Genomic DNA, 24,716 nt, shown 5'->3' with positions numbered 1-24,716 from the left:
CAGTGTGCGAGTAGCACAGCCAGTAACATGCCCTTATAGGGCTGAGCAAACCACCCGTTTTACGGGTGGTGATGATTAAATAATATAAAATAAGGACTAAAAATCATTTATTGTCCTTATTTAAAAGCTTACTATCAGTTTTTAAAGATGCCTTTATTAATTCTATATACGAATCGTCTATTTCACCATCATTATTAATAAGTCCATCCTCAAATAATTTCTTTATTAAGAGGGTAGTGTATAAACCTTTGGACCTTATTTTACCCTCATCATCATTTTTATGGCTTTTTATATAATCTTCTAAAAGTTCGTTGCATTTTTTTAATATTTTATCACTTTCAGGATTAGGTTTAACATATCCTACTTGTTCTAATAGATCCATTTCAGGAATATTCATTGACTGAGCAATTTTACATATATCCCCCAAAGATGGAGATTTTAAAACCTTTTCTTTTTCAAGGTCATCAACATACTCATAATCTAAATCAGTCTTAGTGGCGAAATCTTTTAAAGATAAATTGTTCTTTTCTCTGTATTCAGAAATAATTTTACCTAAACTTTTAGGATTCTGGGTACTAGAATTATTATAAGGGTTACGTATGTCAGAACGTCCTAAAAGATAATCTATAGAAACATTAAAATAATCGGCTAGAATGTTGATTTTTTCATAATCTGGCTGTTTACGATTAGTTTCATAACCGGCAATTGTGGGTCTTTCTACTTTCAATATAGTTGCAACCATCTGTTGAGTAAGACCATGTTCTTCACGTAATAACTTTAATCTATTTCCAAAAGCCATAATAATATCACCGCCTTTAATAATATTTTAATACACAATGTTTCTAAAATAAACATACGTATCTATAAGAAACTTTATATAAATATATATTGACAATGTTTCTTAATGAAACTATAATAAAAGTACGGGGAGTTTCGATAAGAAACTAAACAGGAGGTGAATTTAATTTTGAGGCAAAAGTTAAAAGAAAGAAGACTGCAAAAGAAATACACCCATAAAACTATCGCTAAGGAGTTAGGAGTCAGCAGATCAACATATACTAATATTGAAAATGGTAATAAAAATCCATCATTAGAAGTAGCTATGAAAATTAAAAAAATACTTGGCTATAAAGATGATGATATTTTTTTAAATTCCAAGTTTCTAAAAGAAACAAAAGAGGTTGCAAGTTAATTAAGGTAGAGCTATAAAAATTCAATATAGGACAATCAGTAACCTTCATACAATAGCTTTCATAACATAAACTAGGAGGCGATTAAGCTGAAAAACAAAATTAAATCTGTTACTGTGAGTTATCCAGAAAGTGATGAACTAAAAGATGAATTACAACTTAGGTACGCAAAAGTATTAGCAAAAATTATTGTTAATATGCCTCCAGAGAGATTAAAAAAGTTAGCAAACTTATAGTAAGAGATATCCAAAAGTCATAAAAGCAATAAACTAAAGAAAAAATCATAAAATACTTTGTTCTACAGATGAATATGGACAAACACATTCCTAATATATGCTATGAAATTTTCAAAGTATTGTTACTAAGGGATAAATAATATTTCTATAGCAAAGCTAGTTATATTTTAAATTTTAGCGTGTCAGCTTGAAAGGGGGTGAGTATGACAATGGGTGCAACAATGCTTTCTAAAACATTAAAACGCATACAGAAGGAAAATAAGCTTACATGCAAACAAGTTGCTAAAATGGCGGGGGTAAGCGAATCTGCAGTAGTTAGGTATGGCCTAGGTGATAGAAATATTCCTGAAGACGTAATTACAAACTTAGCTAAGTTTAGTGACTTTGAAGAGCTAAAAATGGCCTATAAGGCAGAGAAAAAGCTAGGGATTATAAACATTCCTCTAATGAATGGAATTGATGATAACATCCAATGTATGATTTTAAAAATGATTCAAGAAGAAATCCCTGAGGCGGTGGAAGCTTTTAAAGAAATATCAAGTTTAACAATGAACAAAAAGTTTCTGGGTGAAAGTGAAACAGAAGAATTGTACAAGCATATGGAACAGGTGGCAGATTTAATACCTCCTATAGAGACATTTCTTATACGGCTTAAAAAGATATTTGGTGTTAGTTTGGACAGGCTTGATATGACAGAATGTGAAAAGTTCAGGCAGAAACATTACATTGTGGATATAGAGGAGGGATAAGAAAATGACACTTAGTGAAATGCCGCAGGATATAAAACAAAAGTTAAGGGATTTGAATTAGGTCTTAAGAAAGCTCCACGGTACAAGTTAAAACAACTTTTAGATGTTTTAGGGAAGCAGCAAGAAGAAGGCCATAGGAGGTAGCACGCAAAATTGAAGCTGCAAGAAAAGAGAGGGAAGGAGGCAATGGGAAATTGAATGAAAACAAATAAGGACATAGATAAGATGATAGAGAATGTTAGAGAGAAGTTGCACGAATATGTCACTTTGTACGGTGAATCGGATAAAAGAACTTTACAGGTTAGTGAAGAACTGGACGAGCTTATAGCTAAAAAAATGAAGGAGGGAAAGAAGGAATGAATGGGTATTTACAGTGTTTGATAGACCAGTATGAGAGAAAACTTAATAAAGCTATAGGAGAAACGGAAAAGAATATATATATCGAAATTGTAGGAAGTCTTCATAAGTTTCAGAAGTATGTTCAGGAATCTCAAAAACATAGTCAAGAACCTAGTGATGATATTCCTAAGAAACATATTGCATTTGATTTTGTTGGCACAATGCCAGGCTTTATGGAGTATTTGAAAAATCTAAAGTTGAAGGAAGGTAAATAGATGAGAGATAAAGAGTTTGTGAAGCTGCAGAGAGAAAACAAGAAGCTTAAGGAGCTTCTAAAGGAAGGATTGGAACTTATAGAGGGTTACAGGGAAAAGGCAAAACACTGGGAAAGTATGTATAACCAGTTGGATAGGTATTGTACTTATAAATATAACGATTAGGAGATGAGTAATGTGGAGGCAATTAGAAATAAAGCAGATAAGCCCCAATATAGGCTTGATGGTGAAAAATTATATGATGAAGAAACTGGCGAGACTGTTTGTGAGGATATCAGGGATGCCACAAAGGAACAATTCAAAATATTTATGGAGGTATAGATAATATGAGCGATATAACAGTATCAAGTGGAACTGTAGTAACAGGTGCAAGTGATGACTTAATAGAAATTGGAGGAGAATTAGAAGAAGAATTTAATGCTTATGATTGCAACGATGGAACCATGGCATTTAGTGATGGAACTCTTTTGAGGGTAGATTATAGCAAGGATGGGATATGGAAATTTAATCCTATATATAAAGGGAGTCTATTCGTAAGAGTAATCCAGGGCAGCATAAGTGAAGATACCAATGACGAGGCTTATTTTGACTCGGGTCTTAAATGGTGTGCTTTCTCTACTGAAATGCAAGTTGAAGTAAATACGATAAAAAAGAACCCTTTGCAGAGGGTCCAAAAATAAAAATTCGTTATCCCCATTCTACACCGGAATGGGGGAAAAATCAAATAGGGAGGAATAGAAACTTGTATAAGGTATTAGCTAAAACCAAAGACATGACGGAAATAGAATGGCTGAAGAGTAGACAGCAGGGGATTGGTGGATCTGATGCAGGGGCAATCCTCGGAGTAAATAAATATAAAACACCATTTCAGGTATATGCAGATAAAACTGAAGAAATAACTGAGCCTAGTGAACAGAGTGAAGCTGCTTATTGGGGTACTATTTTTGAAGATAATGTTGCAAGAGAATTTACTAAAAGGACAGATAAAAAAGTGAGAAGGAGAAATGCAATCCTTCAGAACATAGAGTATCCATTTATGATAGCTAATGTTGATAGAGTGGTAGTAGGAGAAAATTCAGTGCTTGAATGTAAAACTACAGGTGCATGGAATTCTAAAGAGTGGGTAGATGAAGAAATACCTGCAAACTATTTAATTCAAGTAAATCATTATATGGCAGTAGCAGGATATGAAAAAGCGTATATATGTGTACTTATAGGAGGACAGCGTTATTTATACAAAGAGATAGAAAGAGACGAGGAACTTATACAGATACTCATACAAGAAGAAAAAGACTTTTGGGAAAATCATGTGCTTAAGAGGGTGCCTCCTCCACTGGATGGCTCCAGTGCCGCAGAGAAATATTTAAAGGGAAGGTTTAAGGATTCATCCCAAGAATTAACTGTAAATTTAAGGTCTGAATACAAAGATAAAATCAGTGATTATTTTGAACTTAAAAATACAATAAAGAATCTTGAGTCCCAGGCAAAAGAAATTGAAAACAACATAAAGCTTGAATTAGGTGAGGCAGAGATTGGATATGCACATAAGTATGAAATTGACTGGAAGAGTATAACTTCTAATAAGTTTGACAATAAAAGATTTAAGAAGGACCATCCAGAGTTATTTAAGCAGTATTTAAGTACAAGCTCTTATAGAAAATTCAGTATCAAGGAGGTACAAGTATAATGGCAAATCCAGCATTTAGAACACTTATAAATAGTTTCAATGCTCAATTGAAGACTATGAATAATGAAGATTTTAAACTATATGATCCCGGTGATTGTGAGTATTTTATAGATTCCATATATTATGACAGTAATAAAGATAAAATAATGTGCAAATTTAAGGAGGATGGGGAATAATGGCTACAAGTGAGAGTTTAAAAAAGCAACTGACGAAAAACGAATCTAAACCACCAAAAGATCCTTTTAAAGCACTTGTCTATTCAGTAGGCATAAAGAAAAGATTTGAAGACATGCTGGACAAACAGGCAAATGGATTTATAACAAGTTTACTTAATTTAAAACAGGATAAATTAAAAGGCTGCGATGATATGACAGTCTTGGGAAGTGCCTTAAAGGCAGCTTCCTTGAAATTACCTATAGATCCTAATCTAGGTTTTGCATGGATAATACCTTTTAAAAACCATGGAAAATTAGAAGCACAGTTTCAAATAGGATACAGAGGATTTATACAGATGGCTCAGAGGTCTGCACAATATAAAAAGCTAAATGTAACAGAGATATATGAAGGGCAACTTAAGAATTTTAATCCTCTTACAGAAGAAATAGAACTTGATCTTGATAATAAACAATCTGATGCAGTTATAGGATATGCAGGATTCTTCAGATTGTTAAACGGGTTTGAAAAAACAGTGTACTGGAGTAAAGAAAAGGTAACAGCTCATGCAAAGAGGTTTTCAAAATCATTTGGGAATGGACCATGGAAAACGGATTTTGATACCATGGCGAAGAAAACAGTACTTAAAAACATGCTTTCAACTTGGGGTATTTTAAGTATTGATATGCAGGAAGCAATTACAAGTGATAGTAAGATAATTAAAACTAATGAGAACAGCTATGAAGTATTTGATGAAGGGCTAGAAGATGAAAATAATATAGAAGCTGAGGATGCAGAATACACAGAAGTTGAAGGTGAGCCAGAAGGAAAAGACCCATATGAGGGTACACCATTTCCGGAAGGCGTGGAAAGTTAGAATTATTTCAAGATCCAAAGTTACAAAGCAGGACTGCCGGTACCGATCTGGCAGGCTGCTTAAAATTCTGATTTAACCAGACAAGAAATGTAGAAGTTTTAAATCAGGCATGTTAGTACCGATCTAGCAGTCTTATTTAAAACTCCTGAGAGGTGCTCACATGAGATATATAAGTGAAATTAATGCTTTCTATGATTGGCTCGAACTAAATGAACTATCGACATCAGCAGTTGCCTTATGGCACGCATTGATGCACATAAACAACAAGGCTGCATGGGTAGAAACATTTACGGTAGCTGAATCGGTGTTAAGTATTAAAACAGGCTTATCGGGCAGAGGGGTAAGGAATGCAAGGAATGAATTAAAGCAAAAAGGAAGAATTGATTTTAAAAGTAGGGTTGGAGGAAAAGCCCCCATATATACAATCATTTCTTTTGAAACAGGGATAAATTATTTTAACAAAAACTCAGTGACAAAACGGGTACCGTTCTCGGATGTTACTGAATCTCCGGAAGTACCTACGGAAATGTATTCCGAGGGAAAAACTTCCACGGAAATGAGTTCCGTAGATACTTCCGCAGGTGCTTCCGTAGGTTGTGCCGGAGATACTTCCGGAGGTCGTGCCACATTAATAGACATAGACAAAGACATAGATAATATTGTTGTTGAAAAAGAAAATAAAGAAAAAGAGAACTGGTCAATAGCACTGGAATATTTCTGCCAAAAATCAGGCAGGGCAGATACGAATTTAAGAACCAGGGAAAGAGAAGCTGCTCAAGAGATCTGTGAAGAGGTACCGTCCCTCGACACAGTCCTTAAGGGCATAGACTATGCCTTTGACAATTTTCAGCCTGATTCTGAGGATGATAAAATAAATTCCTTTTGCTACTGTGCAAAGGTTATAAAAGGACTCTGGAAGCGTGAAAATTCTAAGAAGAATGGAGGTGGAAAGCGTGGAAGTTCTAAACAGGATACTGACTCAGGTGAGGACTCAAGCCCATATGACTTCTCAAAATTCGAGGGGTAAATCTGCGTATAAATGCTATACATGCCAGGACACCGGATGGGCCAAAACAAAAACAGGATACAAAAGGTGCAGCTGCTACGAAAAAGAACATGCTAAAATGCTCTGGAAAAGCTTTGGGGTAGATCCATCAAGGGTAAAAACTTTGAATGATTACAATGGCTATGATGATGTTACAAAAAAAGCCCTGTATATGGCTAAAGCCTATATACGCAACTTTGAAAGTATCAGGGATACTGAAGAAAACAGCTTTGGTTTATTCGGGCAGCCTGGGGCAGGGAAAAGTTATATAGCAATTGCCATAGGTGCAGCACTTTTAAACCGGAAGAATCCTGTACAGGTGATTTATATGCCTTATCTGGAAGCCATGAGGGAGCTCAAGGCAAACGTCAATGATGATGAATATTATCTAAGGCTTTCAAACAGGTATCAAAGAGCTTCAGTGTTAATCATAGATGATTTATTCAAGGACAAGGTTAAAAATGGACAGCTGATTAAAGACAGGTACGGAAATAAACTAGGGCTTAGCGATGTTGACATAAAGCACATAATGCCAATTATAAATTACAGGTATTTTAATAAGCTTCCAACTCTTGTAAGTACGGAATGTACAATGGGTATTCTTGTAGAACTTGATGAAGCACTGGCTAGGAGAATCCTTGAACCTTGTGGATATAACAAAATAGTTTTTAAAGGTGCCGAGCATAATTACAAGATGCGGAAGTTTGTCAGGGGGTGAAATATAAATGGCCAGAATGCGGATTGATTGGACCCTTGAAAAGAGTGATTTTTTAATAAATAACTGGGGTGCCATGACAATAGTAGACATGGCAGCAGCACTAAAAATGAGTACTACTGCAGTAACTGATATGGCAAATAAATTAAACCTAAGAGAAGCTAATCCTACTTTCATTTCAACTCAATGTGTTAGGAATGTGGGGAAGAAGTTCAAGTTAGGACAGGCCGTTAAAATAAAGTTGAAAAGCAGAAGATCCTACAAGATTGTAAAGGGTACTGTAGTTGGCAAGACAGAGTGGCTTGTGGTAGTTCGGGAAAAAAACCATAGGCAAAGTTTTGAGTATGTTGAGTTCTGTATAGGGGAGGCTGAGGTGATATGATTTATAAATCCAAATATTCAACCGTGTTTAAATGTCCTCACTGTGGTATGGAGAATAAAATGCCGTGTAACTTTTGTGCAAAGTGTGGAAAAAAATTAATGGAGGATAGGTGTTTACACTGCTGGAGAAGTAGTAAGAAAGTTGTTAGGAGTACTGCTAAAAGCTGTGATGAATGCAGTGTAAATAAGTTTAGTCCTAAAGGATTATATAAATAACAGCTAAATTTAAGCAAGAACGGGGTAAGTTTTACGGAAAAGAGTACAAGCAGTGCGGTTTTATGACTTGAAGGTAGAACAGCATTAAAAAGGCCGTATGTGAGTTTTAAAGTGTTAGTGCAATAGGAGGATAGAATATGGATATTGAAGAGATAATAAAATGGCTTGAGCATGATTTGGATGAAAATATAGAGATTAGAGAAGGACTTGTAAGTGAGTCAGCTGCGGAAAGAATAGATAAAGTTATACAAGCCTTACAGGAAGCTATAGTGAGGCTTAAGGAGCCTAAGGATGTGGTTATGTGAGAAGTAAATATAATGCTAAAAAAACAGTTGTTGACGGAATAACATTTGATTCTAAAGATGAAGCCAGGTATTATGAATATCTTAAAAAGAAAAAGGCCAAAGGTGAAATAGAGAATTTTGAATTGCAGCCTAAGTTTACTCTGATACCAGCTTTTGAATATAAAGGGAAAAAGGAAAGGTCCGCCACATATACATTGGACTTTTTAATATACAACCTTGATGGTACGGAAACTTATGTTGATGTGAAAGGTGACAGTACACCGCAAGGAGAACTTAAATTTAAAATGCTTAAATATCTTCATCCAACCATGGACTTCAGGTGGATTTCAAGAAGCCTAAAGTACAGTGAAAGTGGATGGATAGACTTCAAGGAGCTCCAGAAGAAGAGAAGGGAGAGTAAGAAGTATGCCTAGAATAAAGATAATTGATGATTCTACTGGCTATGTAAAAGAGATAGAATGTTCGGGATTTAATTTGCAGTACGTTCAGTCTACCGGGGATGGAGTAATACAAAAGATAAGAGAATTGCATAATGGAAAGTATGACCTTAAACATTGGATAAAAAATCAATTTTATACTCCTTTAGCTCAAAAGGTAAAAGACAAGTTCAAAGAGAAGGTTCCGGAGTTTGTAAGTATAAATATAAATAAAATTTTGTTCATTGAGGATACAGACTACATAGGAGATGAAGTAAAACGTGATGATGAAGTAATGTGGATTAAAAAGGCTCCAAAGCAGCTTACAATCCTTACAGGCTATGAATTCATCATTGAAAGCAGGGAATTCTGGACGGAGAGAATCTCTAAAGAACAGATAATTGCGTTGATTTATAGCTGTCTAAAGCAAATAGATGGAGATAAACTAAGAACACCTGATGTAAAAGGATGGAAAGAGATAATAGGCACCATGGGTTATGGATGGGAAACTACCATGAGTCCAATACCTAACATACTTGAGGGGTTTGATGATAGTGATTTTAGTATGCTTAAAAGGGCCGATAGGCAGGTAAGTATGTTTGATAAAGCTAACTGATTGGAGGTGTGAGACTATGACACAAAATGAAGTAATTCATAAACTAACGATTAGATTTAATCTTGATTTAAAGCAAAGGTCAGAGCTTAGGGAACTTATAAAAGATATTGCCAGAGTTAAATCTTGTGATGCTAAAAATGCTGCAGGTGAAGTAAGAAATTTAATGGAAAATAAGCATAAGAGCATTGCTGAAATAAGAGAACTGTATAATATTAAGAAATTATGCGCTTTAAGAGAGTTTTGTCCAGATGATGCAAGTTAAAAATATATAGGAAGGTGTAAGTATGATACTGACTGAATTTTACAGACAAAAAATAGGGCGGATAGACAATGAAATTAAGGAGGCAGAGAATAACAGGGATTTCAAAAGGTTGGCCAAGCTCCAAGCTAAAAAGGTAGAAAACCAGAAAAGGATGGAAGAGGCTGAACAGGGTGGTTATTAGGTTGAGTGAAAATAAAGTGATGTAATTATTTGAATAGAAGATACGAACAATGTTCTTTGGTAATTGAATAATGTGGTGTTAAACAATAAATTTATCTTTATTCATTATTTTAGCTCTAATGAATCAATTTGAGTTATATAATATAATTATCAACAAATGGCTAAAGATTACAGTATGTTATAAAAAATGGTGTATTTTTTATTACTTGAAATATCCAATAATTAATGCTTATTGTTAAACTATAAATTTTGTAATCATAAAATAAATATATGTTTATTTTGGCATGGTATAATAATATAGGTGCCCAAACGACACAATAATGATGAAATTAAAATATTTATTAAGTTTGATTATTATAAGTACGGAGGCTGATTAAATGAATGAGGTAATTCAAAATATTTTAACAAGAAGAAGTATTAGAACCTATAAAGAAGAACAGATTTCCGATGAGCAACTAAATATTATTCTTGAGTCTGGCAAATATGCACCAAGCGGTGGCAATTCACAAACTTGGCGATTTACTGTGGTGCAAAATAAAGAAAAACTAGAACAGTTAAATTCTTTAGTAAGGAAAGCTTTTAAGGATCTGGAAGTAAATGAGAAAACCTATCGTTCAAAAAAGTCTGGAAAAAAAGCTGCAGAAAGCGATAACTACAAATTTTACTATAATGCACCAACACTAATCATAGTATCTAATGATAGAGAATATTCTAATTGTATGGCTGATTGTGCAATTGCATTAGAAAACATTCTTTTAGCAACACATTCAATAGGATTAGGGGGATGTTTTATAAATCAGTTAACTTGGTTTTGTGGTGATAAAGATGTAAGAAAGGCATTAACTGATATTGGAATTTCAGAAAACTACATAGTTTGTGGGGCAGCCGCAATTGGCTATAACTTGGGCGATATCCCTAAAGCAGCACCGAGAAAAGAAGGAACTGTAGATATTATTAGATAATATTTAATGATTCAACTATAAAAACTGAATAATTACTGGAACACCGCATTATTCATGTTTGAATTTTGGGGTGTTTTTAAGTGGCATTTCAAACTCTATGCAAACATCCAGAAGATGAGCATCTGAAGATAGATTAGTGTGGTAATTCAGGTAAAAGTAAGACATGAAGTACTAATACAGTAAAATCTTACCGGAGAAATTTAGCGCTGGGTAAATCTATAGGATAGTATGAAAAAACATTTGGTGGAATATATACCCAATACAGTTTATTCAATAAAAAATAATCTAGCACATACAGAAGTTCCAAGGATCATAGTTCAATGCAAGGAACTAATCTTTGGAGATTATTCACTAGGAAGATAAGCTTGGATTTTTGATAGTATTGAAGTACTGAGAGAGCCAATACCATTAAAAGGCCAATTAAGATTGTGGGAATATAAAGATTTAGCTTAAATAAGATTTAAGGGGAGGAATCGAAATAATGAATGAAGTAAAGTCTATTGAAATGGAAGAAAAACTTCGGAACTACTTTAACAAAGATAAAAGAATTAGAGTGCTGAGTACGAAATTGGATATCCTAAGAAAGCAGATAAATGAAATAGAGTACAAGCTTAAAAATGCTGTAGTAAACCTCCCTGAAGAATCAAGAGCTATAACTTATGAAGAAAGAATCCAGACAAGTCCTACAGGTGAAAGTTATGCCGAGAGGACTTTGCTACGTATAACGGATAAGTTAATTAAAGAGCAGTCATGGAAGAGAGAACAGGTTGCAGATATAGAAGAAGTTCTTAGAAATATGGAAGCAGATAATGCTGTTATTGAAGCTAATATTAAAGATTTAAGAATTGAGGATCAGGAATCTCTGAAGTATAAGTATAAATACAATAAAACAGATTTGCAGGTTGGAGTAAAATTTAATATGTCTCCAGGAGGAGCTACAAAGAGAAGGCATAGGTTGATTAAAAATATAGTAAATTGGTATGCATAGATTAGTGTATAGAATGAAATTTATACGAAAAAGGCAATTAAATTAATGTTTTTTCAAGATTAAATAATACGGTGGTTAATTTAATGTGTATTATTAACTTTACTATGTGTAATATATATTTGACACATAATTATAAAGATATTACAATAATATTGAGGTGATTTCATGAGTAAAAATTTAAAATTGAAATCTGCAAGAGCAGCTAAGGATATGTCACAAAAGGATTTAGCTAATGCTGTTGGAGTTACTAGGCAAACAATTAATGCAGTTGAAAATGGTGACTATAATCCATCAATAAATTTATGTATTTCAATTTGTAGAGTATTAGACAGGACCTTGGATCAAATTTTTTGGGAGGATGATAAAAATGGAAAAAAATAAATTAGATGAAATGCAATTACAACAAAGAAATAAGATTGGCAATCAATCATTTATATTGCTATGTTGGTTAATTATTTTGGATTCAATAATTTATGGACTGGGTGTAAGATGGCTACAATACCCTGCTAATACATTTTTTATTATGTGCGTATGTATTACTTATTATATTGTTAGACTTGCTTGCTCTAGTGCACTTATAGGGGTTAAAGATAAGCATAGTAATATAAAAAAACTTATACTACATGAACTTAAATATGTATTAATTGCAGTAGTAGTATCAATCATTATAGCTAAGAGTAATTTGATAAAGATTAAAGGAACAATTGCACAGAACAATGATTTAGCAATTGCATGTTTCTCTGCTTTAATTATGGTTATTATAGGAGTAATTATTACAGTAATAGTTACTAAAAAGGTTAACAAGGATGATGAATGAAAACTGATAAAAATAAGCTTAAGATACTAAAAATTAGAGATTTAACATGTAAAAATATCGTGATAGTCAAAAGAATTTTACAGTATTTTTATGTTGCACTTCAAAATGATTAGGAATTATTCAGGAATTAAAGTGGAATTAAACAGGAATTGTATTGGAATTAAAATATTGCCAAAATGTAGTACGATAGTTATAGTGAGAACATCAGGGAGTACACTGGTAATAACTTATGGCGAATCTTTCAATATACATGTGGATCTAGGGTTAAGTAGAGCTCCAATGAGGAAAATCGTAAATAAAATTTAATACTATAGGATGTGTAAGGCATCTGGTTAAAAGCTAGGTGCTTTAAAGTAATTATTCAATAAGATGTTATGTATAAATTTATATGTATTTCATATTATTCACAAATAGTTAATTAATATGTCATTAAGTTTTAACAAATACTGTATATAATTATAAGTATCCTAAGGAAATACCTTATCGAAAGTGAAAATAATTTATTTACATAGCTCTCATTAAAAAGTGATGGTAATTGTCAGAGCCGTGTCTGTAGTTGCAGGGCACGTTAAACTTAAATGTAACTGCCAAATTGTAGTATATAGATATTGGTTCCTTTAAAATAAATATATAAAGTAAGCACTCGTCATTTAGAGTGCTTATTTTTGTTTGAAAAAGTTAAATTATTTGAATATTGTGGATAATGTGCATAACTTGTGGATAATTTGTAGAAATGTGCATAAAATAATAGATTAATATAAGTACTAATTTAGAGGCGGTATTGATGGTTACTAAACGTAAAGTAAAAAGTAAGAAGTATGAGAAGTTAGGTATAAAGAAAAATTCAACTGGAGATTTTGAGTATATAAATCCAGAAGATAGGGATAAATCAAAATATCAATCAATAATAAAGTAGCCTTGATGGAGCAAGAGGCTCTTTTCTATTTCCAAAACAAAATGAATAAGGCGGGTGGTGAGTTTATGGGAAAATCAAAATTGGATACTGTAAAGGATAAATTAATATTAGTAGAAGGTTGGGCAAGAGATGGACTTACTGATGAACAAATAGCAAAGAATTTAGGTATAGGTAAGACGGCATTTTATAAATACAAAAGAACTTTTGCGGAGTTTGAGAACGCCCTAAAAAAGGGCAAAGAGGTAATTGACTTTGAAGTTGAAAATGCTCTCTTAAAAAGAGCTTTAGGATACTCGTACACCGAAGTTATCAGAGAAAGAGTACTACGGAAAGATAAAAACGGAAAAGTATTAACAGATATACACGGCTTTCCCACTTATGATATGGTAGTTACAAAGATTGTTAAAAAAGAAGTTGTTCCAGATACCACAGCTCAAATATTCTGGTTAAAAAATAGAAAACCTAAAGAATGGAAGGATAAGCAGGATATAGAGCATACTGGAAGTATAGCAGTGAAAAAACTTGAAGATTTCTTCTGAATTAAGAAAGTTTATTTTAATAAGTGTATAAAAGATATTGATTTTACTAAACTTACACAGGCTTGAGTAAAAAATTATTTTATTCTTATTGAAAAGGGAGTGGGAAATGTGGAAACAAGAGAAATTCCAAAAGAAAAATACAGGGATAGCAAAAAACTAAACAAAGGTGAATTAGGGAGAGGTGAATACCTCTCCTTTTCTGATATAGAGAAACTTATGAGGCATAGAAGTTATAAAAGAATTAAGGGGAGGTCCTACCATGATAAAAGATAAGATAGAACGCCAGGATTTAAAGTTATATTTCCGGAAACTGCATGAAATAAAGATGCTGGAAGCCGAGTGTATAGAACCTGACAGGAATAATAAAATTCAGTATAAGAATTATTTGAAAAAGTGTAACAAGGTATCCAGACTTAAAAATGAAATATCCAGTGTTAATGTAGGGTTCAGCCTGCTTACCGAAGATGAAAAAAATATATTATACCAGGTATGTTGGCAACAGGTACCCGTAAACCAGGTGAAAAATATATATCATGTATCAACCAAAACTATGGGTAGATGGATTAATAAAGCCATGAATAAAATTAACACTGTTATGGGTGATTTAAGTGACTAATGAGGAGTTGGTAAAATTATATCAAGGTGGGAATAAACATGCCTTAAATGAGCTTGTAGAGCTTAATAAAGGCTTAGTATATAAACTTGCCAATAGGTTCTATACCGAAAAAACCAATTCTATTGAAGAAACAAGTCTTAATATTTCTACTTCCGGTGATGAGGATATTGAGCTTATGGACTGTATAGAAGGTGTAGACTATAGTTTTGAGAACGTTGAGGAAAAAATATATAATCAGCAGTTACATAAGGAACTTGAAGAAACCATGAATAAATATAATACTTTGAGAGAAAGGGAAATATTGAAATTAAGGTATGGCTGGGACAACTGTAAATATATGACCTGTCAGCAGGCTGGGGAGATATATAATGTTACTAAAGTTACGATTAATAATATTGAACGTACAGCCCTTGAAAAAATGAGAAAATCACCTTGGGGAGCAAGGAAGGCAAAAGAACTGTATATCCAAAAAAGAGAGGAATCAAGTCATAGTATTCACTGGGCCATAGAAACCATGAATTTTGCCGACAAATATTTATATGGCAGTGGATAAATATTTTAGCTAAATATTATTGCAATAAGAAGTAGGAGAAATATTTAATGTTACAGGGATTAGAGCAAGGCAAATGGAGTATAGAGCTATGGAGAAAATAAGGCGTACTCCCTGGGAAGTTAGGAAAGTAGAGGAATTATATATTGAGAAGGTTAAATGTGGAAAGTATAGTATAGATAGAGCTATTGATACGATTAATTTTGGATATAAGTACTTAATATAAAAAGCTTATTCCCAGATTCAGGGTTTATCCTTGAGTAATTCTCGATTTTCTAAAAGGAGTAAAAACACATACGAACCTATATTATACAAAACTAAAATATCAAATCTATTCCCAAGTTTTCCGTCATTCTTGTAAAATCATAAGGAAGTATAAACTTATTTTTTCTATATGCCCTCCAGAATAATAGCATATTAATAACTAATATATGTATAATGTATTTATAGTAGGTATGAATATTTATTTCCATACAGCATTTATATAATATTCATACAATATCGAATTATAATTTAGCATACTTTTTAATCAAATTTTAATTCAATGAATGTAACATAAAAATATCTACAATATAATATTGAGATATTTCATTTAGCATAACAGATAAGGTAGTAATTGGAAAATCATAGAATACTTTATAGTGGAACAGACACAAGAATACTTTGGTAAATTAATCAGAATTGAATGATATATTGAAGATTATATGAGAATATAATTTTTGGGAATCAATGGTTATACAAGTGAAAAAACTGTGCATATATCGAAATAAGCAACCTAAATTTTCAAGTACAACGATTAAGAGCTAATGTTAGAAATAATGATAATATAAATATGAGGGATGGATTTTATAATGATGGCAAATACTTGCCTACTAATTTCTGGCGTTGTATGTAGGTATTGTTGAAAAAAATTAAATTCTGCTGTCTTTTATGTATTAAATCCTGTACTTATTATCACCGTTTTATGGAGGTAAATAATATGAGCGATATCAAAGGAGCTGTTAAAAAGAGAAAAAATAAGAAGTTTTTTAGAGGTTTTTTGCTTTTTATAATTTATGAGATTGTAATTATTGCAGTAACATCACCGCTAGTATTATTCTATGGGCCTTTTACAGGTGTAAGAAATATGGTAGTTGGTACAGCTATGAAGACTTTTAGATGTCAGTACATAGCTACTGCTTTTTTGTCCAAGTATAAGATAGACCAAATATTGAATGAAAACAAAAGCGGACAGATATCTGAAAGCCAAGTGCAGAACAAAGGTGGAGTTAGTATAGAACATCGTGGTGATAAGGGTATGGAAGAGTATACTATACCTGCTACAACCAAATTTAGTGGATATATATTGGAAATAAAAGATCCAACCAGAATAAAAGTAGGCTATACTAAAAATTTAGGAAGAGTTGGAGAGAAAACCAGTGAGATGGCTAAAGATAATGGAGCTGTTGCTGCTATAAATGGGGGAGGGTTTCAAGATAAAACATCAAATGGAGAACTTTGGACAGGAACTGGGGCATATCCAGATGGTATAGTAATATCAGAGGGTAAAAGTATTAATAAAGATATAGCTCCGGATGAAAAAATGAGTGTAGCAGCATTTACTTCTAACGGGAAATTAATAGTTGGAGAACATAGCTTAAGTGATTTGTTAGCTCAAAATGTAACAGAGGCGCTTTCATTTGACACACCACTTATAATAAATGGGAAAACTGTTTCTGTAGGCCCAGGCCTAAATCCCAGAACTGCTATAGGGCAAAAAATTGATGGAACTATTGTAATGGTGGTAATCGATGGAAGAAGAGGTGTTGAGCTTGGTGCTAGTTTAAAAGAAGTTCAAACTATACTTTTACAGAGAGGGGTATATAATGCCTCAAATTTAGATGGTGGCTCATCCTCTACTATGTATTTTGATGGGGAAGTAATAAATAATCCTTGTGACTGGAATGGAGAAAGGACTGTAGCTACTGCAATATGTGTAGAACCTTAAGGAGTGTTTAATGCTTATGAAAATACTTAAGAGAATAATTGTATGGACTTTAATGACTATAATTTTAGAGTTAACGGGCTTATTTTTAGTACAGAAGTTTTATATTGAGGATCAAACAAATTTTAATATAAAAAAAGTTGATATATTTTCAAATAAATCTGGTACTAAGATTAAGGTTAAAGTACCTGATGATGCTGAAAATATAAAAGTATCTTATAATGGAAACTATATATCCTATTATGAAAATGGTAATATATATGTAGTTAATACAAATACTAATGAGAAAAAAGAAGTTGATGTGGAAGATGGCTCAAAGCTCTCTTACTATACATGGGATTTGGATAGTGATGTAATACTTATGGTGGAGAAGGTTTCAAGAGCTGGCTCAGGCTATTTAGAGTTTGATGCGTATGATGCTAAAAGGGATGCTAAAACAAAACGTAAAAATTCTGAAAATCAAGTACTTGAAGTATTGCTGCCAGATAGTAATTATGAAGTCAAAAATGTTGCATTTTCTGGGGCAAGCAATGTAACTTATGTTATTTCGTCAGCAGAAGGAGAGAAAAGTCAAATATATAGAATAGATCGTATGACTACTATGAATCTAGTGAAATTTCGAGGAGTCGAGCTTGGAAATATAGCTGCTGTAGATGCAATAGATGGAGATCAGCTTATATATGAGGATAGAAGTTCTAATAGAATAAGAGGAAAAGGAGAGGAAGTAGTATCCACCGGAGAGAATGCTGTACACTATTTATTGGGTACAGATAATAATTATCAGATATACATAGGTAATGGAGAATACAACAAGATAAATAAGATATTTATTACTAACTTAACTGAACAAACAACCAGCTGTAGGGTGTATAAATTATCAGAGTATGTAGACAAAAGAAATATTTATGTGTTAAGGGATGGTAGGATATATATAAATAATCCATCTCAAAATACTGTAACTGAAGTACCTACGGGAAAATCAGTACAGTATGAAGGAGAGTTATTGGGAGTATATAATTATGGATTGATAAGTAAATATGGTAATAAAATTTCAGGAAGCCTATTTAAATAATTGAGGTTATATCAATTTTCTCCACATAAAATTGAGAGTGATAAAATAAGGTGCAAAGTATAATATAGGTAAAACACTTGATACGATTAATTTTGGCTATAAATATTTAGTTTAATGTGCGTTTAGATACCCTAAATATAAAGAATCCCATAAAATTGATTTATTGTAGTAAACCAATTTTGTGGGATTCCTTATACTATAAAACTATTATGGTAACTTATTATATTATTATAACTAATAATTGTGTATTATGATGCTAAATGATGTTGTGAATTTTGTGTTGTTTACAAAGTTGATTGTGTCTAGTGTAATTATGATATTTATTTTAACCTAAGATAAAAGAGTATGGTCACTATGATATTAAATAGAATACCTAGAGATACTTAATTATGATGATTTTTTTCTTGTATTAAAGCAGATACTATGATGTAATATATAAAATAAAATTTTTCAAGAAAGGAAATTTTGAATGGCAAAGAAAAAAAGTAAGATAAATAATTTACTTAGACGGATATTTTTAAGCGTTTTTATATTAATAGTTATTTTTAGTGGATTCATTTATTATAAATATTGGCCAACCATTAAATCTTTGTATAACGATGCAACTATAAAAGTAAATAATTGTTCGGAATATACTTTTAAAGAGAGGGCAGATTATTTAAATAATACAGAATCGTTATATTTACAATCAGCACAAATCCCCAATGATGTAAAAAATGCTTTTGTTGCTGTTGAAGATAAGGATTTTTATAAACATGGAGGGGTGAGTATAGAGGCAATCTTTAGAGCTATATATTCGTTTTTGGCCAACAATGGGAATATAACACAAGGGGGAAGTACTATTACTCAGCAACTGGCAAGAAATGTGTTTCTAGATTTTGATAAAAACTACCAAAGAAAATTAGAAGAGATGGTTATTGCTACTAAACTAGAACAAAAATTCACCAAGGACCAAATATTAGAATTTTATGTTAATATTATTAATTTCAGCAACGGTACTTATGGTATTAATTCTGCTGCTAAAAAATTTTTTAATAAGGACTGTAGGCAATTGAACCTCTCACAATTGTGTTTATTAGCTGCCATACCTAATAATCCTGAATATTATGATCCAATAAATCATTTGAATAATACCTTACAGCGAAGAGATCTAATATTGGAAAAGATGAAAGAAAATAAGTACATAACAGATGAACAATATCAGAATGCACTTAATTATAAAATAGTCTTAAATTTTGAAAATAAGTAACATAGTGAAATGAAGATAACCCGGTTTATATTATTTCTATAAACTGGAGTATTACTTTATCAAAAGTTACGTTGCATCCAATACTCCAGAAAAAGTGTGATGATTTTTGTAGTACTCCAATAAGGATAAAGGCCTAAAGCCCTGATTCTAAAAGGATCTAGGCTTTTTTGCTTAATGGAAAGTTACTAATAAAACTTGAAAAAACTACAGTTTTCCAAAACAAACAAATAAGTTAATATTGCTTTAAGCTATTGATATTACTAGGTTTATGGAGGCTTAGTGAATAGTAATGCTGCACCTTTTTCAGAATGTTACTATTCATAAGATATGCTGTAGCTATTGGTTCATAAGGGTTTAGGGGGATTGGAGTAATACAATTTTTACGCAACTTTATTTTATGTGCAATTATATTTTGGGGTGCATTAAAAAAAGTATCCGTTATTTTTGTATACCACAAAAAAGAGTATTTGAGGATTTGGGAATGCCTAAAACATAAAACGAAGAAATGTATTTTTGATTCTTTAGAAAATATAAAGTAAAAGGTAAAAAGAGTTGTGATAATAAACGTATAGATGATAGGGTTTTATACAGGGTGTTTGTTGAAGTATTTAATGCCATGGTTGAAAACAAAGAATGCTTTATAAGGAAGTGGAAGGAGAGTTTTAAAAAAAGTGACCTTCTCCCAAAATACAAAGCATCACAATTTATAGAAATCATTGGGGATGCTAAGCCAATAGTAGAGTTTGATATTAATTTGTATTTTAGAATAATTGAGAAAATGACAGTGTTTGAGGGAGTAAAAATTATTGTTACACTGCTCGATGGGACAAATGTTGAGTGTGAGATTGAATAAAACATTAAAATGCCGGTTGGGGTGGTTGGTAATTGCCTTGACCGGCTTTTTATTTTCACCGTAATTGCCTTGACTTTTTCCAGTTTTATAGTATGCGATAAATATTGCTTTCCGGGAGTGCCCAAAGTAACTGAAGACCATATAAAATATGGGTTAACATCCTTGTGGTGATTATCATAAATTAAATTATTATTATAAAAAGTAAACGGAAGGGAGAAGTTAAATTGAATAATTCGTTAATAGGTTTGTTAAGGGGCGGGGGATATATACTATATGTTAGACATGGGGAAGCAACAGTTGGAGAAGATCAACCTTATCTAAATTTTCTATATTGTTTTACTCAAAGAAATCTTTCTGAAATGGGAAGAAGACAAGCAATTTATTACGGTCAAATTCTTCGTAATTTACGAATTCCTATCAATTATCCTGTCCTAACGAGTCCATTTTGCAGAACTATAGAAACGGCACAATTGGCTTTTGGAAGGTCAAATGTTCAAATCGACCCATTTTGGTTTGAAGTTTATAAATTAAGTGGAAGTATATCTGCTGCAGAGCAACAAAGAATATTAGGCTCTTTTCAGTCAAGGTTGGAAGTCATACCGCCTAAGGGGAGCAACAAGGTCATAATTGCTCATAGTTTTCCAGAAGGGATTGGTTTAGGCCAAATCCCGAACATGGGAACAGTTATTGTTAGACCACGGGGACAAGGAAACGGTTATGAAATCATCAGTAAATTGTCCTTATCAGATTTAGTGAACTTGGGAAGATACAGATAAGAGAAAAAAATAAAGCTCATATGGAAAGCCTTGAAATGAAGCATAGGGACTCTGTATTTATACTTAAAACATTATTTACTAGTTACCAATTGTTAATTGGCTTTACTCATTGAAAAACGTTTTATAGCCTAACTGTACAAATAAAATTCCTATCAATGCTACACTGCCAAATATTCCAAGAATAATCGTAACTCTATCGTTGTAACAGGTGCCAGATAGTATTTGCACTGTCATCATACCTGGTAAAAAAACAATTTCTATACCAACCATGAAATTGATGGTAGACAGGATTGCCGAATCAAAAGCATTATCCACAATTTGCTTTGCTGCCATTTTTGGTGTTGCACCAAGCATTAAAGATTCTTTAACCAAATTTTTCTGTGCCCGTATTCCATCAACTAAACGGCTTACTCCCAAGGAGATACTTGTCATAGAGTTGCCGATCAGCATGTCGGCAATTGGAATGAAATAGCGGGGTCTATACCAGGGAGATATGTGTACAACAACAAGTAAGAAATAGAATAGGCGTACATGGTGGCATGAAAATGGTTCTTTCCACTATTAGTTAAAAACTTAAATTTTCGCATAAATAAAACAAGTCTATTGCATAAAAATCACAGCAAATATATTTTAATATCAACTAGCTTTGGAAAGAAGCATGAAAATGTAGAAAAGCTCCAACATCAAAATGTAATTAAACTCCAAGGTAGATATATTAACCATTGACATTGAGCCTCTGCATATATGGCTTTATAGCCTTGAGGGAGGCCTCAATAAATGGGGTTGTGCCTAAGGGGAGGCTACCATGCTTCTCAATGTAAATAGTTAATATATCATGTTGAAATACTCATGCATTTTGATGTTGGAGTTTACAACGGCAAGATACTGTACCGACAATTATTGAAAAAGCAATGATTTGTTTTTTAGGATAGTGGAGAAAATGGCTGTGTTTGATGGGGAGAAGATTACTGTAAGTTTGCTTGATGGTATTGAGATTGAATGTAAGATTGAATAAAGTTACAAAAATAGGCTGGCTAGGGAGAGAGAAAGTTATCTTGACCATCCTTTCGATTTTAAATTAAATAACACAACTGAGTTATTGTTGAATACGAGTTAGCACATGCACCCATAAATATTTATTTAAGGTAGGTATATTTTGTGTAATTTTTAATATTAGCCTGAGAATTTTTTAATCAGATTTTAATCTAGAATATTTATAATAGAGAGCACATTAATCAGGGGGTATATAAAAATTGTACAGGAGCAGTATAATACATGTCGGGATCATTATTTTTTAAATTTATGATGGCGAGTGTGTTATAGCATAAAAGTAATAAGTTGATATACATTAAGGAGAGGAGAACTTTAATGAATGTATTAGAAGTAAAAGATGTAAAAAAGCATCTGGGTAAACGAGAAATAATAAAGGATATAAGCTTTTCTGTAAAGGAAGGAGAAATATTTGGTTTTCTCGGCCCCAATGGTGCAGGTAAAACGACTACAATAAGAATGCTGGTAGGTCTAATTGAACCAACAGAAGGAAGCATACATATAATGGGACATAATATTGAAAAAGAGAGAGAATTAGCTTTAGATAATGTTGGGGCAGTAGTTGAAAATCCTGAACTATATGGTTATCTTTCAGGAACAGAGAATCTAATGCAGATAGCAAGGAATAGGAACGTACCAAGAGCTTATGTAGACGAAATGGTTGGATTAGTGGGGTTAAAAGATAGGATTGGAGATACGGTAAGAAAATACTCATTGGGAATGAAACAGAGACTTGGACTTGCAGCGGCATTATTAACAAGACCTAAATTACTCATTCTAGATGAACCTAATAATGGACTTGATCCATCCGGTATACTTGATTTTAGAGATATTGTGAAAAAAATTGTGCGAGAAAATAACACTTCTGTTTTTATATCTTCACATATTTTAGGAGAGGTGCAACAGTTATGTGATACCGTTGCTTTTATTAATGGTGGTATTATTAAATCTGTGGAAAGTGTTAAAAATGATATTGAGAAAGAAGGCATTGAAACAATATCGCTAACCGTTAGAGAGGAAGAAGTTTGCTTAGAGGTTTTAAAATCCTTGGAATACATAAAAAATATTAATAGCATAGAGAATACATTTAATTTAAAAATCCAAAAGGGATGCTTACCTGAGTTGATTTTTAAACTTGCTGAAAATAAAGTTCATATTGAAGAAGCATATAAGAAGCATCAAGAATTAGAAGAAAGATACATGGAGCTTGTGGAAGGAGGAATCAGAGAATGATTACACTTATAAAAAATGAAATAATAAAATTGATCTTTAGAAGGAAAACACTTGTTACTTTAATCGCCTTTATAGTTTTAATAATACTTATAGCTTTTGGATTGTATAAGGAAAATGAATTAATGGCAAGAAATCAAGATCCTAAATATAGAATACAGGAGATTCAATCCAATATTGATAGATTAGGAAACAGAATAAATTCAAATAGAACATCAGAGGATGAAAAACTGATGTACGAGAATAACATTAAAAGCTTGCAGGCTGAGATCCAAAAAATAAAAGACAATCCTGCTCCCGTGCAGACTGATTGGAAAGAAACCTTAAAAACAGATATACAAAACATTCAAAAAAACCTTCAAAGCACTACTATATCTGCTAGGATGAAGGAACAAAATAGAAAACAGCTAACAATTGCTCAATATTTATTAAGAAATAACATAAAACCTATGGAAGATTATGAATTTAATGGAGCGAATTACCTGCAAACATTATTTAAAACTCTCGGAATGATATTTTTAGCTGTAGGAGTAGCAATTTTTTTATCAGATATGGTATCTGGGGAATATACTCCTCCAACAGCAAAATTTCTTCTTATACAACCAATATCTAGAGCGAAGATATTATTTTCAAAGTACATAACATCAATTTTATCTGCTGTTGTCCTTATTTGTGGCATAGAGTTAATTGCCTTTGCACTCATAGGAATATTTACAGGCTTTGGGAATATGAATTATCCTGTTTTAGTTGGTGAGAGGTTTCAATACGATTTATCATACGTTAATCAATTTGGTGGACATGACCTGATATCTATTGCCGGTACAGCACACATGGTACCCATGTTTAAATATCTTATAGAAGCATTTCTTCTACAAATACTTTTTATAATTGCATGTACTACTTTTGTTTTCATGATTTCAACTGTTTCAAAAAGCAGCATGATTGCAATGAGCGTAAGTATAGCAGCTATAATTGCCGTAAGTGCTTTACAGAATGTTGCTACCATTACAAAGGAAATTACATCTTTTATTTTTATTATATATGGCGATGTAAATGCGGTATTGTCAGGCGGGGCTGCTATGACTTTAGGACTTACGTATCCTACAACTGCTTTTATTATCTTAATACTAATAATTTGGACTATTGCAAGTTATTTAATTGCTCACTTTGTATTTGTGAAAAGAGATATCCTAATTTAAACAAGTGGGTAATGTATAGAGTGGTAAATGATTAACTGCGTAAAAATATAAAACCAAATAAATCCACGTGCCTCCACATTTTAGAGGGGTATATCTTTACGTGAAACCAATATTAATGCGTATTAGTATCATCTTTCTATCAAAACACATATTGAGTGTGTGGTAGGAATAGAAAAGAAATAGTCTGGTATCAAAGGCCTAGGGCATTTCGCCCTATTTTTTTATGCTTTATGTTTGCATAGACTAAAAGTTTATCCTTAAATAACTTTAATT

The 24,716-nt window shown here is 32.4% G+C and carries 37 protein-coding genes and 1 pseudogene; 36 read left to right on the top strand and 2 right to left on the bottom strand.

The features are described from left to right. Positions 1-103 precede the first annotated feature (103 nt). Complete coding sequence (locus ACJDU8_RS19845) at positions 104-799, bottom strand: helix-turn-helix domain-containing protein (protein ID WP_406793907.1); 696 nt, start codon at positions 797-799, stop codon at positions 104-106. Positions 800-967: 168 nt separating this feature from the next. Here ACJDU8_RS19845 and ACJDU8_RS19840 point away from each other — a divergent pair, with 168 nt between their 5' ends. From ACJDU8_RS19840 to ACJDU8_RS19675, 34 genes are all read left to right on the top strand, one after another. Then, complete coding sequence (locus ACJDU8_RS19840) at positions 968-1,192, top strand: helix-turn-helix transcriptional regulator (protein ID WP_406793906.1); 225 nt, start codon at positions 968-970, stop codon at positions 1,190-1,192. Positions 1,193-1,629: 437 nt separating this feature from the next. After that, positions 1,630-2,175, top strand: coding sequence for a helix-turn-helix domain-containing protein (locus ACJDU8_RS19835; RefSeq protein WP_406793905.1), 546 nt, complete (start codon positions 1,630-1,632; stop codon positions 2,173-2,175). Positions 2,176-2,373: 198 nt separating this feature from the next. Next, positions 2,374-2,535, top strand: a complete 162-nt coding sequence (locus ACJDU8_RS19830) for an aspartyl-phosphate phosphatase Spo0E family protein (RefSeq protein WP_406793904.1) — start codon at positions 2,374-2,376, stop codon at positions 2,533-2,535. Beyond that, positions 2,532-2,789 (top strand): hypothetical protein, encoded by a 258-nt coding sequence (locus ACJDU8_RS19825; protein ID WP_406793903.1) that lies wholly within the window; start codon positions 2,532-2,534, stop codon positions 2,787-2,789. Before ACJDU8_RS19830 ends, ACJDU8_RS19825 begins: the two co-directional genes overlap by 4 nt. Continuing rightward, positions 2,790-2,954, top strand: a complete 165-nt coding sequence (locus ACJDU8_RS19820) for a hypothetical protein (protein ID WP_406793902.1) — start codon at positions 2,790-2,792, stop codon at positions 2,952-2,954. It abuts the gene before it with no gap. Positions 2,955-2,966: 12 nt separating this feature from the next. Further along, positions 2,967-3,110: a hypothetical protein gene (locus ACJDU8_RS19815; RefSeq protein ID WP_406793901.1), complete on the top strand. Its 144-nt coding sequence runs from the start codon at positions 2,967-2,969 to the stop codon at positions 3,108-3,110. 5 nt (positions 3,111-3,115) lie between these two features. Beyond that, positions 3,116-3,469, top strand: a complete 354-nt coding sequence (locus tag ACJDU8_RS19810) for a hypothetical protein (RefSeq protein ID WP_406793900.1) — start codon at positions 3,116-3,118, stop codon at positions 3,467-3,469. A 62-nt stretch (positions 3,470-3,531) separates the two neighbouring features. Next, on the top strand, positions 3,532-4,476 hold the full coding sequence (locus ACJDU8_RS19805; RefSeq protein ID WP_406793899.1) for a YqaJ viral recombinase family nuclease: 945 nt from the start codon (positions 3,532-3,534) through the stop codon (positions 4,474-4,476). Continuing rightward, on the top strand, positions 4,476-4,652 hold the full coding sequence (locus ACJDU8_RS19800) for a hypothetical protein (RefSeq protein ID WP_406793897.1): 177 nt from the start codon (positions 4,476-4,478) through the stop codon (positions 4,650-4,652). Before ACJDU8_RS19805 ends, ACJDU8_RS19800 begins: the two co-directional genes overlap by 1 nt. After that, positions 4,652-5,506 (top strand): recombinase RecT, encoded by an 855-nt coding sequence (locus tag ACJDU8_RS19795; protein ID WP_406793895.1) that lies wholly within the window; start codon positions 4,652-4,654, stop codon positions 5,504-5,506. The genes ACJDU8_RS19800 and ACJDU8_RS19795 overlap by 1 nt, the downstream gene beginning before the upstream one ends. 250 nt (positions 5,507-5,756) lie before the next feature. Beyond that, positions 5,757-6,533, top strand: coding sequence for a hypothetical protein (locus tag ACJDU8_RS19790; RefSeq protein WP_406793894.1), 777 nt, complete (start codon positions 5,757-5,759; stop codon positions 6,531-6,533). Then, a complete protein-coding gene (locus ACJDU8_RS19785) occupies positions 6,490-7,269 on the top strand; it encodes an ATP-binding protein (RefSeq protein ID WP_406793893.1) in 780 nt (259 codons plus the stop codon). Before ACJDU8_RS19790 ends, ACJDU8_RS19785 begins: the two co-directional genes overlap by 44 nt. A 7-nt stretch (positions 7,270-7,276) precedes the next feature. Further along, entirely contained in the window at positions 7,277-7,648 is a 372-nt protein-coding gene (locus ACJDU8_RS19780; protein ID WP_406793892.1) for a hypothetical protein, read from the top strand. Then, positions 7,645-7,863 (top strand): double zinc ribbon domain-containing protein, encoded by a 219-nt coding sequence (locus ACJDU8_RS19775; protein ID WP_406793891.1) that lies wholly within the window; start codon positions 7,645-7,647, stop codon positions 7,861-7,863. Before ACJDU8_RS19780 ends, ACJDU8_RS19775 begins: the two co-directional genes overlap by 4 nt. A gap of 137 nt (positions 7,864-8,000) precedes the next feature. Further along, positions 8,001-8,168, top strand: a complete 168-nt coding sequence (locus ACJDU8_RS19770; protein WP_406793890.1) for a hypothetical protein — start codon at positions 8,001-8,003, stop codon at positions 8,166-8,168. Next, entirely contained in the window at positions 8,165-8,581 is a 417-nt protein-coding gene (locus ACJDU8_RS19765; protein ID WP_406793889.1) for a DUF1064 domain-containing protein, read from the top strand. The genes ACJDU8_RS19770 and ACJDU8_RS19765 overlap by 4 nt, the downstream gene beginning before the upstream one ends. Further along, positions 8,574-9,200, top strand: coding sequence for a putative metallopeptidase (locus ACJDU8_RS19760; protein ID WP_406793888.1), 627 nt, complete (start codon positions 8,574-8,576; stop codon positions 9,198-9,200). The genes ACJDU8_RS19765 and ACJDU8_RS19760 overlap by 8 nt, the downstream gene beginning before the upstream one ends. 16 nt (positions 9,201-9,216) lie before the next feature. Next, positions 9,217-9,462, top strand: coding sequence for a hypothetical protein (locus tag ACJDU8_RS19755; protein WP_406793887.1), 246 nt, complete (start codon positions 9,217-9,219; stop codon positions 9,460-9,462). A gap of 22 nt (positions 9,463-9,484) precedes the next feature. After that, positions 9,485-9,643 (top strand): hypothetical protein, encoded by a 159-nt coding sequence (locus ACJDU8_RS19750; protein WP_406793886.1) that lies wholly within the window; start codon positions 9,485-9,487, stop codon positions 9,641-9,643. Positions 9,644-10,019: 376 nt separating this feature from the next. Further along, on the top strand, positions 10,020-10,604 hold the full coding sequence (locus tag ACJDU8_RS19745) for a nitroreductase family protein (protein ID WP_406793885.1): 585 nt from the start codon (positions 10,020-10,022) through the stop codon (positions 10,602-10,604). 481 nt (positions 10,605-11,085) lie between these two features. Beyond that, positions 11,086-11,592 (top strand): hypothetical protein, encoded by a 507-nt coding sequence (locus ACJDU8_RS19740; RefSeq protein ID WP_406793884.1) that lies wholly within the window; start codon positions 11,086-11,088, stop codon positions 11,590-11,592. Between the two features lie 165 nt (positions 11,593-11,757). Continuing rightward, positions 11,758-11,973: a helix-turn-helix transcriptional regulator gene (locus tag ACJDU8_RS19735; RefSeq protein WP_406793883.1), complete on the top strand. Its 216-nt coding sequence runs from the start codon at positions 11,758-11,760 to the stop codon at positions 11,971-11,973. Beyond that, positions 11,960-12,409 carry a DUF6773 family protein gene (locus ACJDU8_RS19730; protein WP_406793882.1) on the top strand — a complete coding sequence of 150 codons (450 nt, stop codon included), beginning with the start codon at positions 11,960-11,962 and terminating at the stop codon, positions 12,407-12,409. The genes ACJDU8_RS19735 and ACJDU8_RS19730 overlap by 14 nt, the downstream gene beginning before the upstream one ends. 784 nt (positions 12,410-13,193) lie before the next feature. Then, entirely contained in the window at positions 13,194-13,325 is a 132-nt protein-coding gene (locus ACJDU8_RS19725; RefSeq protein ID WP_406793881.1) for a hypothetical protein, read from the top strand. A gap of 65 nt (positions 13,326-13,390) precedes the next feature. After that, on the top strand, positions 13,391-13,864 hold the full coding sequence (locus ACJDU8_RS19720) for a transposase (RefSeq protein ID WP_406793880.1): 474 nt from the start codon (positions 13,391-13,393) through the stop codon (positions 13,862-13,864). Positions 13,865-13,972: 108 nt separating this feature from the next. Continuing rightward, positions 13,973-14,137: a hypothetical protein gene (locus ACJDU8_RS19715; protein WP_406793879.1), complete on the top strand. Its 165-nt coding sequence runs from the start codon at positions 13,973-13,975 to the stop codon at positions 14,135-14,137. Further along, the gene (locus tag ACJDU8_RS19710) at positions 14,124-14,480 is read left to right on the top strand and encodes a hypothetical protein (RefSeq protein ID WP_406793878.1); all 357 of its coding nucleotides are present in this window, start codon (positions 14,124-14,126) and stop codon (positions 14,478-14,480) included. The genes ACJDU8_RS19715 and ACJDU8_RS19710 overlap by 14 nt, the downstream gene beginning before the upstream one ends. Then, positions 14,473-15,033 (top strand): sigma factor-like helix-turn-helix DNA-binding protein, encoded by a 561-nt coding sequence (locus ACJDU8_RS19705; protein ID WP_406793877.1) that lies wholly within the window; start codon positions 14,473-14,475, stop codon positions 15,031-15,033. The genes ACJDU8_RS19710 and ACJDU8_RS19705 overlap by 8 nt, the downstream gene beginning before the upstream one ends. An 88-nt stretch (positions 15,034-15,121) precedes the next feature. Next, positions 15,122-15,256 (top strand): hypothetical protein, encoded by a 135-nt coding sequence (locus ACJDU8_RS19700; RefSeq protein WP_406793876.1) that lies wholly within the window; start codon positions 15,122-15,124, stop codon positions 15,254-15,256. A gap of 738 nt (positions 15,257-15,994) precedes the next feature. Continuing rightward, complete coding sequence (locus tag ACJDU8_RS19695) at positions 15,995-17,017, top strand: phosphodiester glycosidase family protein (protein ID WP_406793909.1); 1,023 nt, start codon at positions 15,995-15,997, stop codon at positions 17,015-17,017. Between the two features lie 16 nt (positions 17,018-17,033). Further along, positions 17,034-18,086 carry a hypothetical protein gene (locus ACJDU8_RS19690; RefSeq protein WP_406793875.1) on the top strand — a complete coding sequence of 351 codons (1,053 nt, stop codon included), beginning with the start codon at positions 17,034-17,036 and terminating at the stop codon, positions 18,084-18,086. 469 nt (positions 18,087-18,555) lie between these two features. After that, entirely contained in the window at positions 18,556-19,335 is a 780-nt protein-coding gene (locus tag ACJDU8_RS19685; protein ID WP_406793874.1) for a transglycosylase domain-containing protein, read from the top strand. A 592-nt stretch (positions 19,336-19,927) separates the two neighbouring features. Next, complete coding sequence (locus ACJDU8_RS19680; protein WP_406793873.1) at positions 19,928-20,188, top strand: recombinase; 261 nt, start codon at positions 19,928-19,930, stop codon at positions 20,186-20,188. A 224-nt stretch (positions 20,189-20,412) separates the two neighbouring features. After that, a complete protein-coding gene (locus tag ACJDU8_RS19675; protein WP_406793872.1) occupies positions 20,413-20,964 on the top strand; it encodes a histidine phosphatase family protein in 552 nt (183 codons plus the stop codon). Between the two features lie 102 nt (positions 20,965-21,066). On the opposite strand, the pseudogene ACJDU8_RS19670 reads toward ACJDU8_RS19675, so the two are convergent. Continuing rightward, a pseudogene (locus ACJDU8_RS19670) lies at positions 21,067-21,483 on the bottom strand (ABC transporter permease); the annotation flags it as partial. Positions 21,484-22,332: 849 nt separating this feature from the next. On the opposite strand from ACJDU8_RS19670, the gene ACJDU8_RS19665 reads away from it, so the two are divergent. Together ACJDU8_RS19665 and ACJDU8_RS19660 are read left to right on the top strand one after the other, a co-directional pair. After that, positions 22,333-23,247: an ABC transporter ATP-binding protein gene (locus ACJDU8_RS19665; protein ID WP_406793871.1), complete on the top strand. Its 915-nt coding sequence runs from the start codon at positions 22,333-22,335 to the stop codon at positions 23,245-23,247. Continuing rightward, a complete protein-coding gene (locus ACJDU8_RS19660; protein ID WP_406793870.1) occupies positions 23,244-24,443 on the top strand; it encodes an ABC transporter permease in 1,200 nt (399 codons plus the stop codon). Before ACJDU8_RS19665 ends, ACJDU8_RS19660 begins: the two co-directional genes overlap by 4 nt. Positions 24,444-24,716: the final 273 nt, after the last annotated feature.

Source organism: Candidatus Clostridium eludens (assembly GCF_045310515.1).
Classification (GTDB): Bacteria; Bacillota; Clostridia; order Clostridiales; family Clostridiaceae; genus Clostridium_B; species Clostridium_B eludens.
The sequence above is the reverse complement of the archived record's forward strand: the minus strand, read 5'-3'. Positions and strand labels throughout refer to the sequence as shown.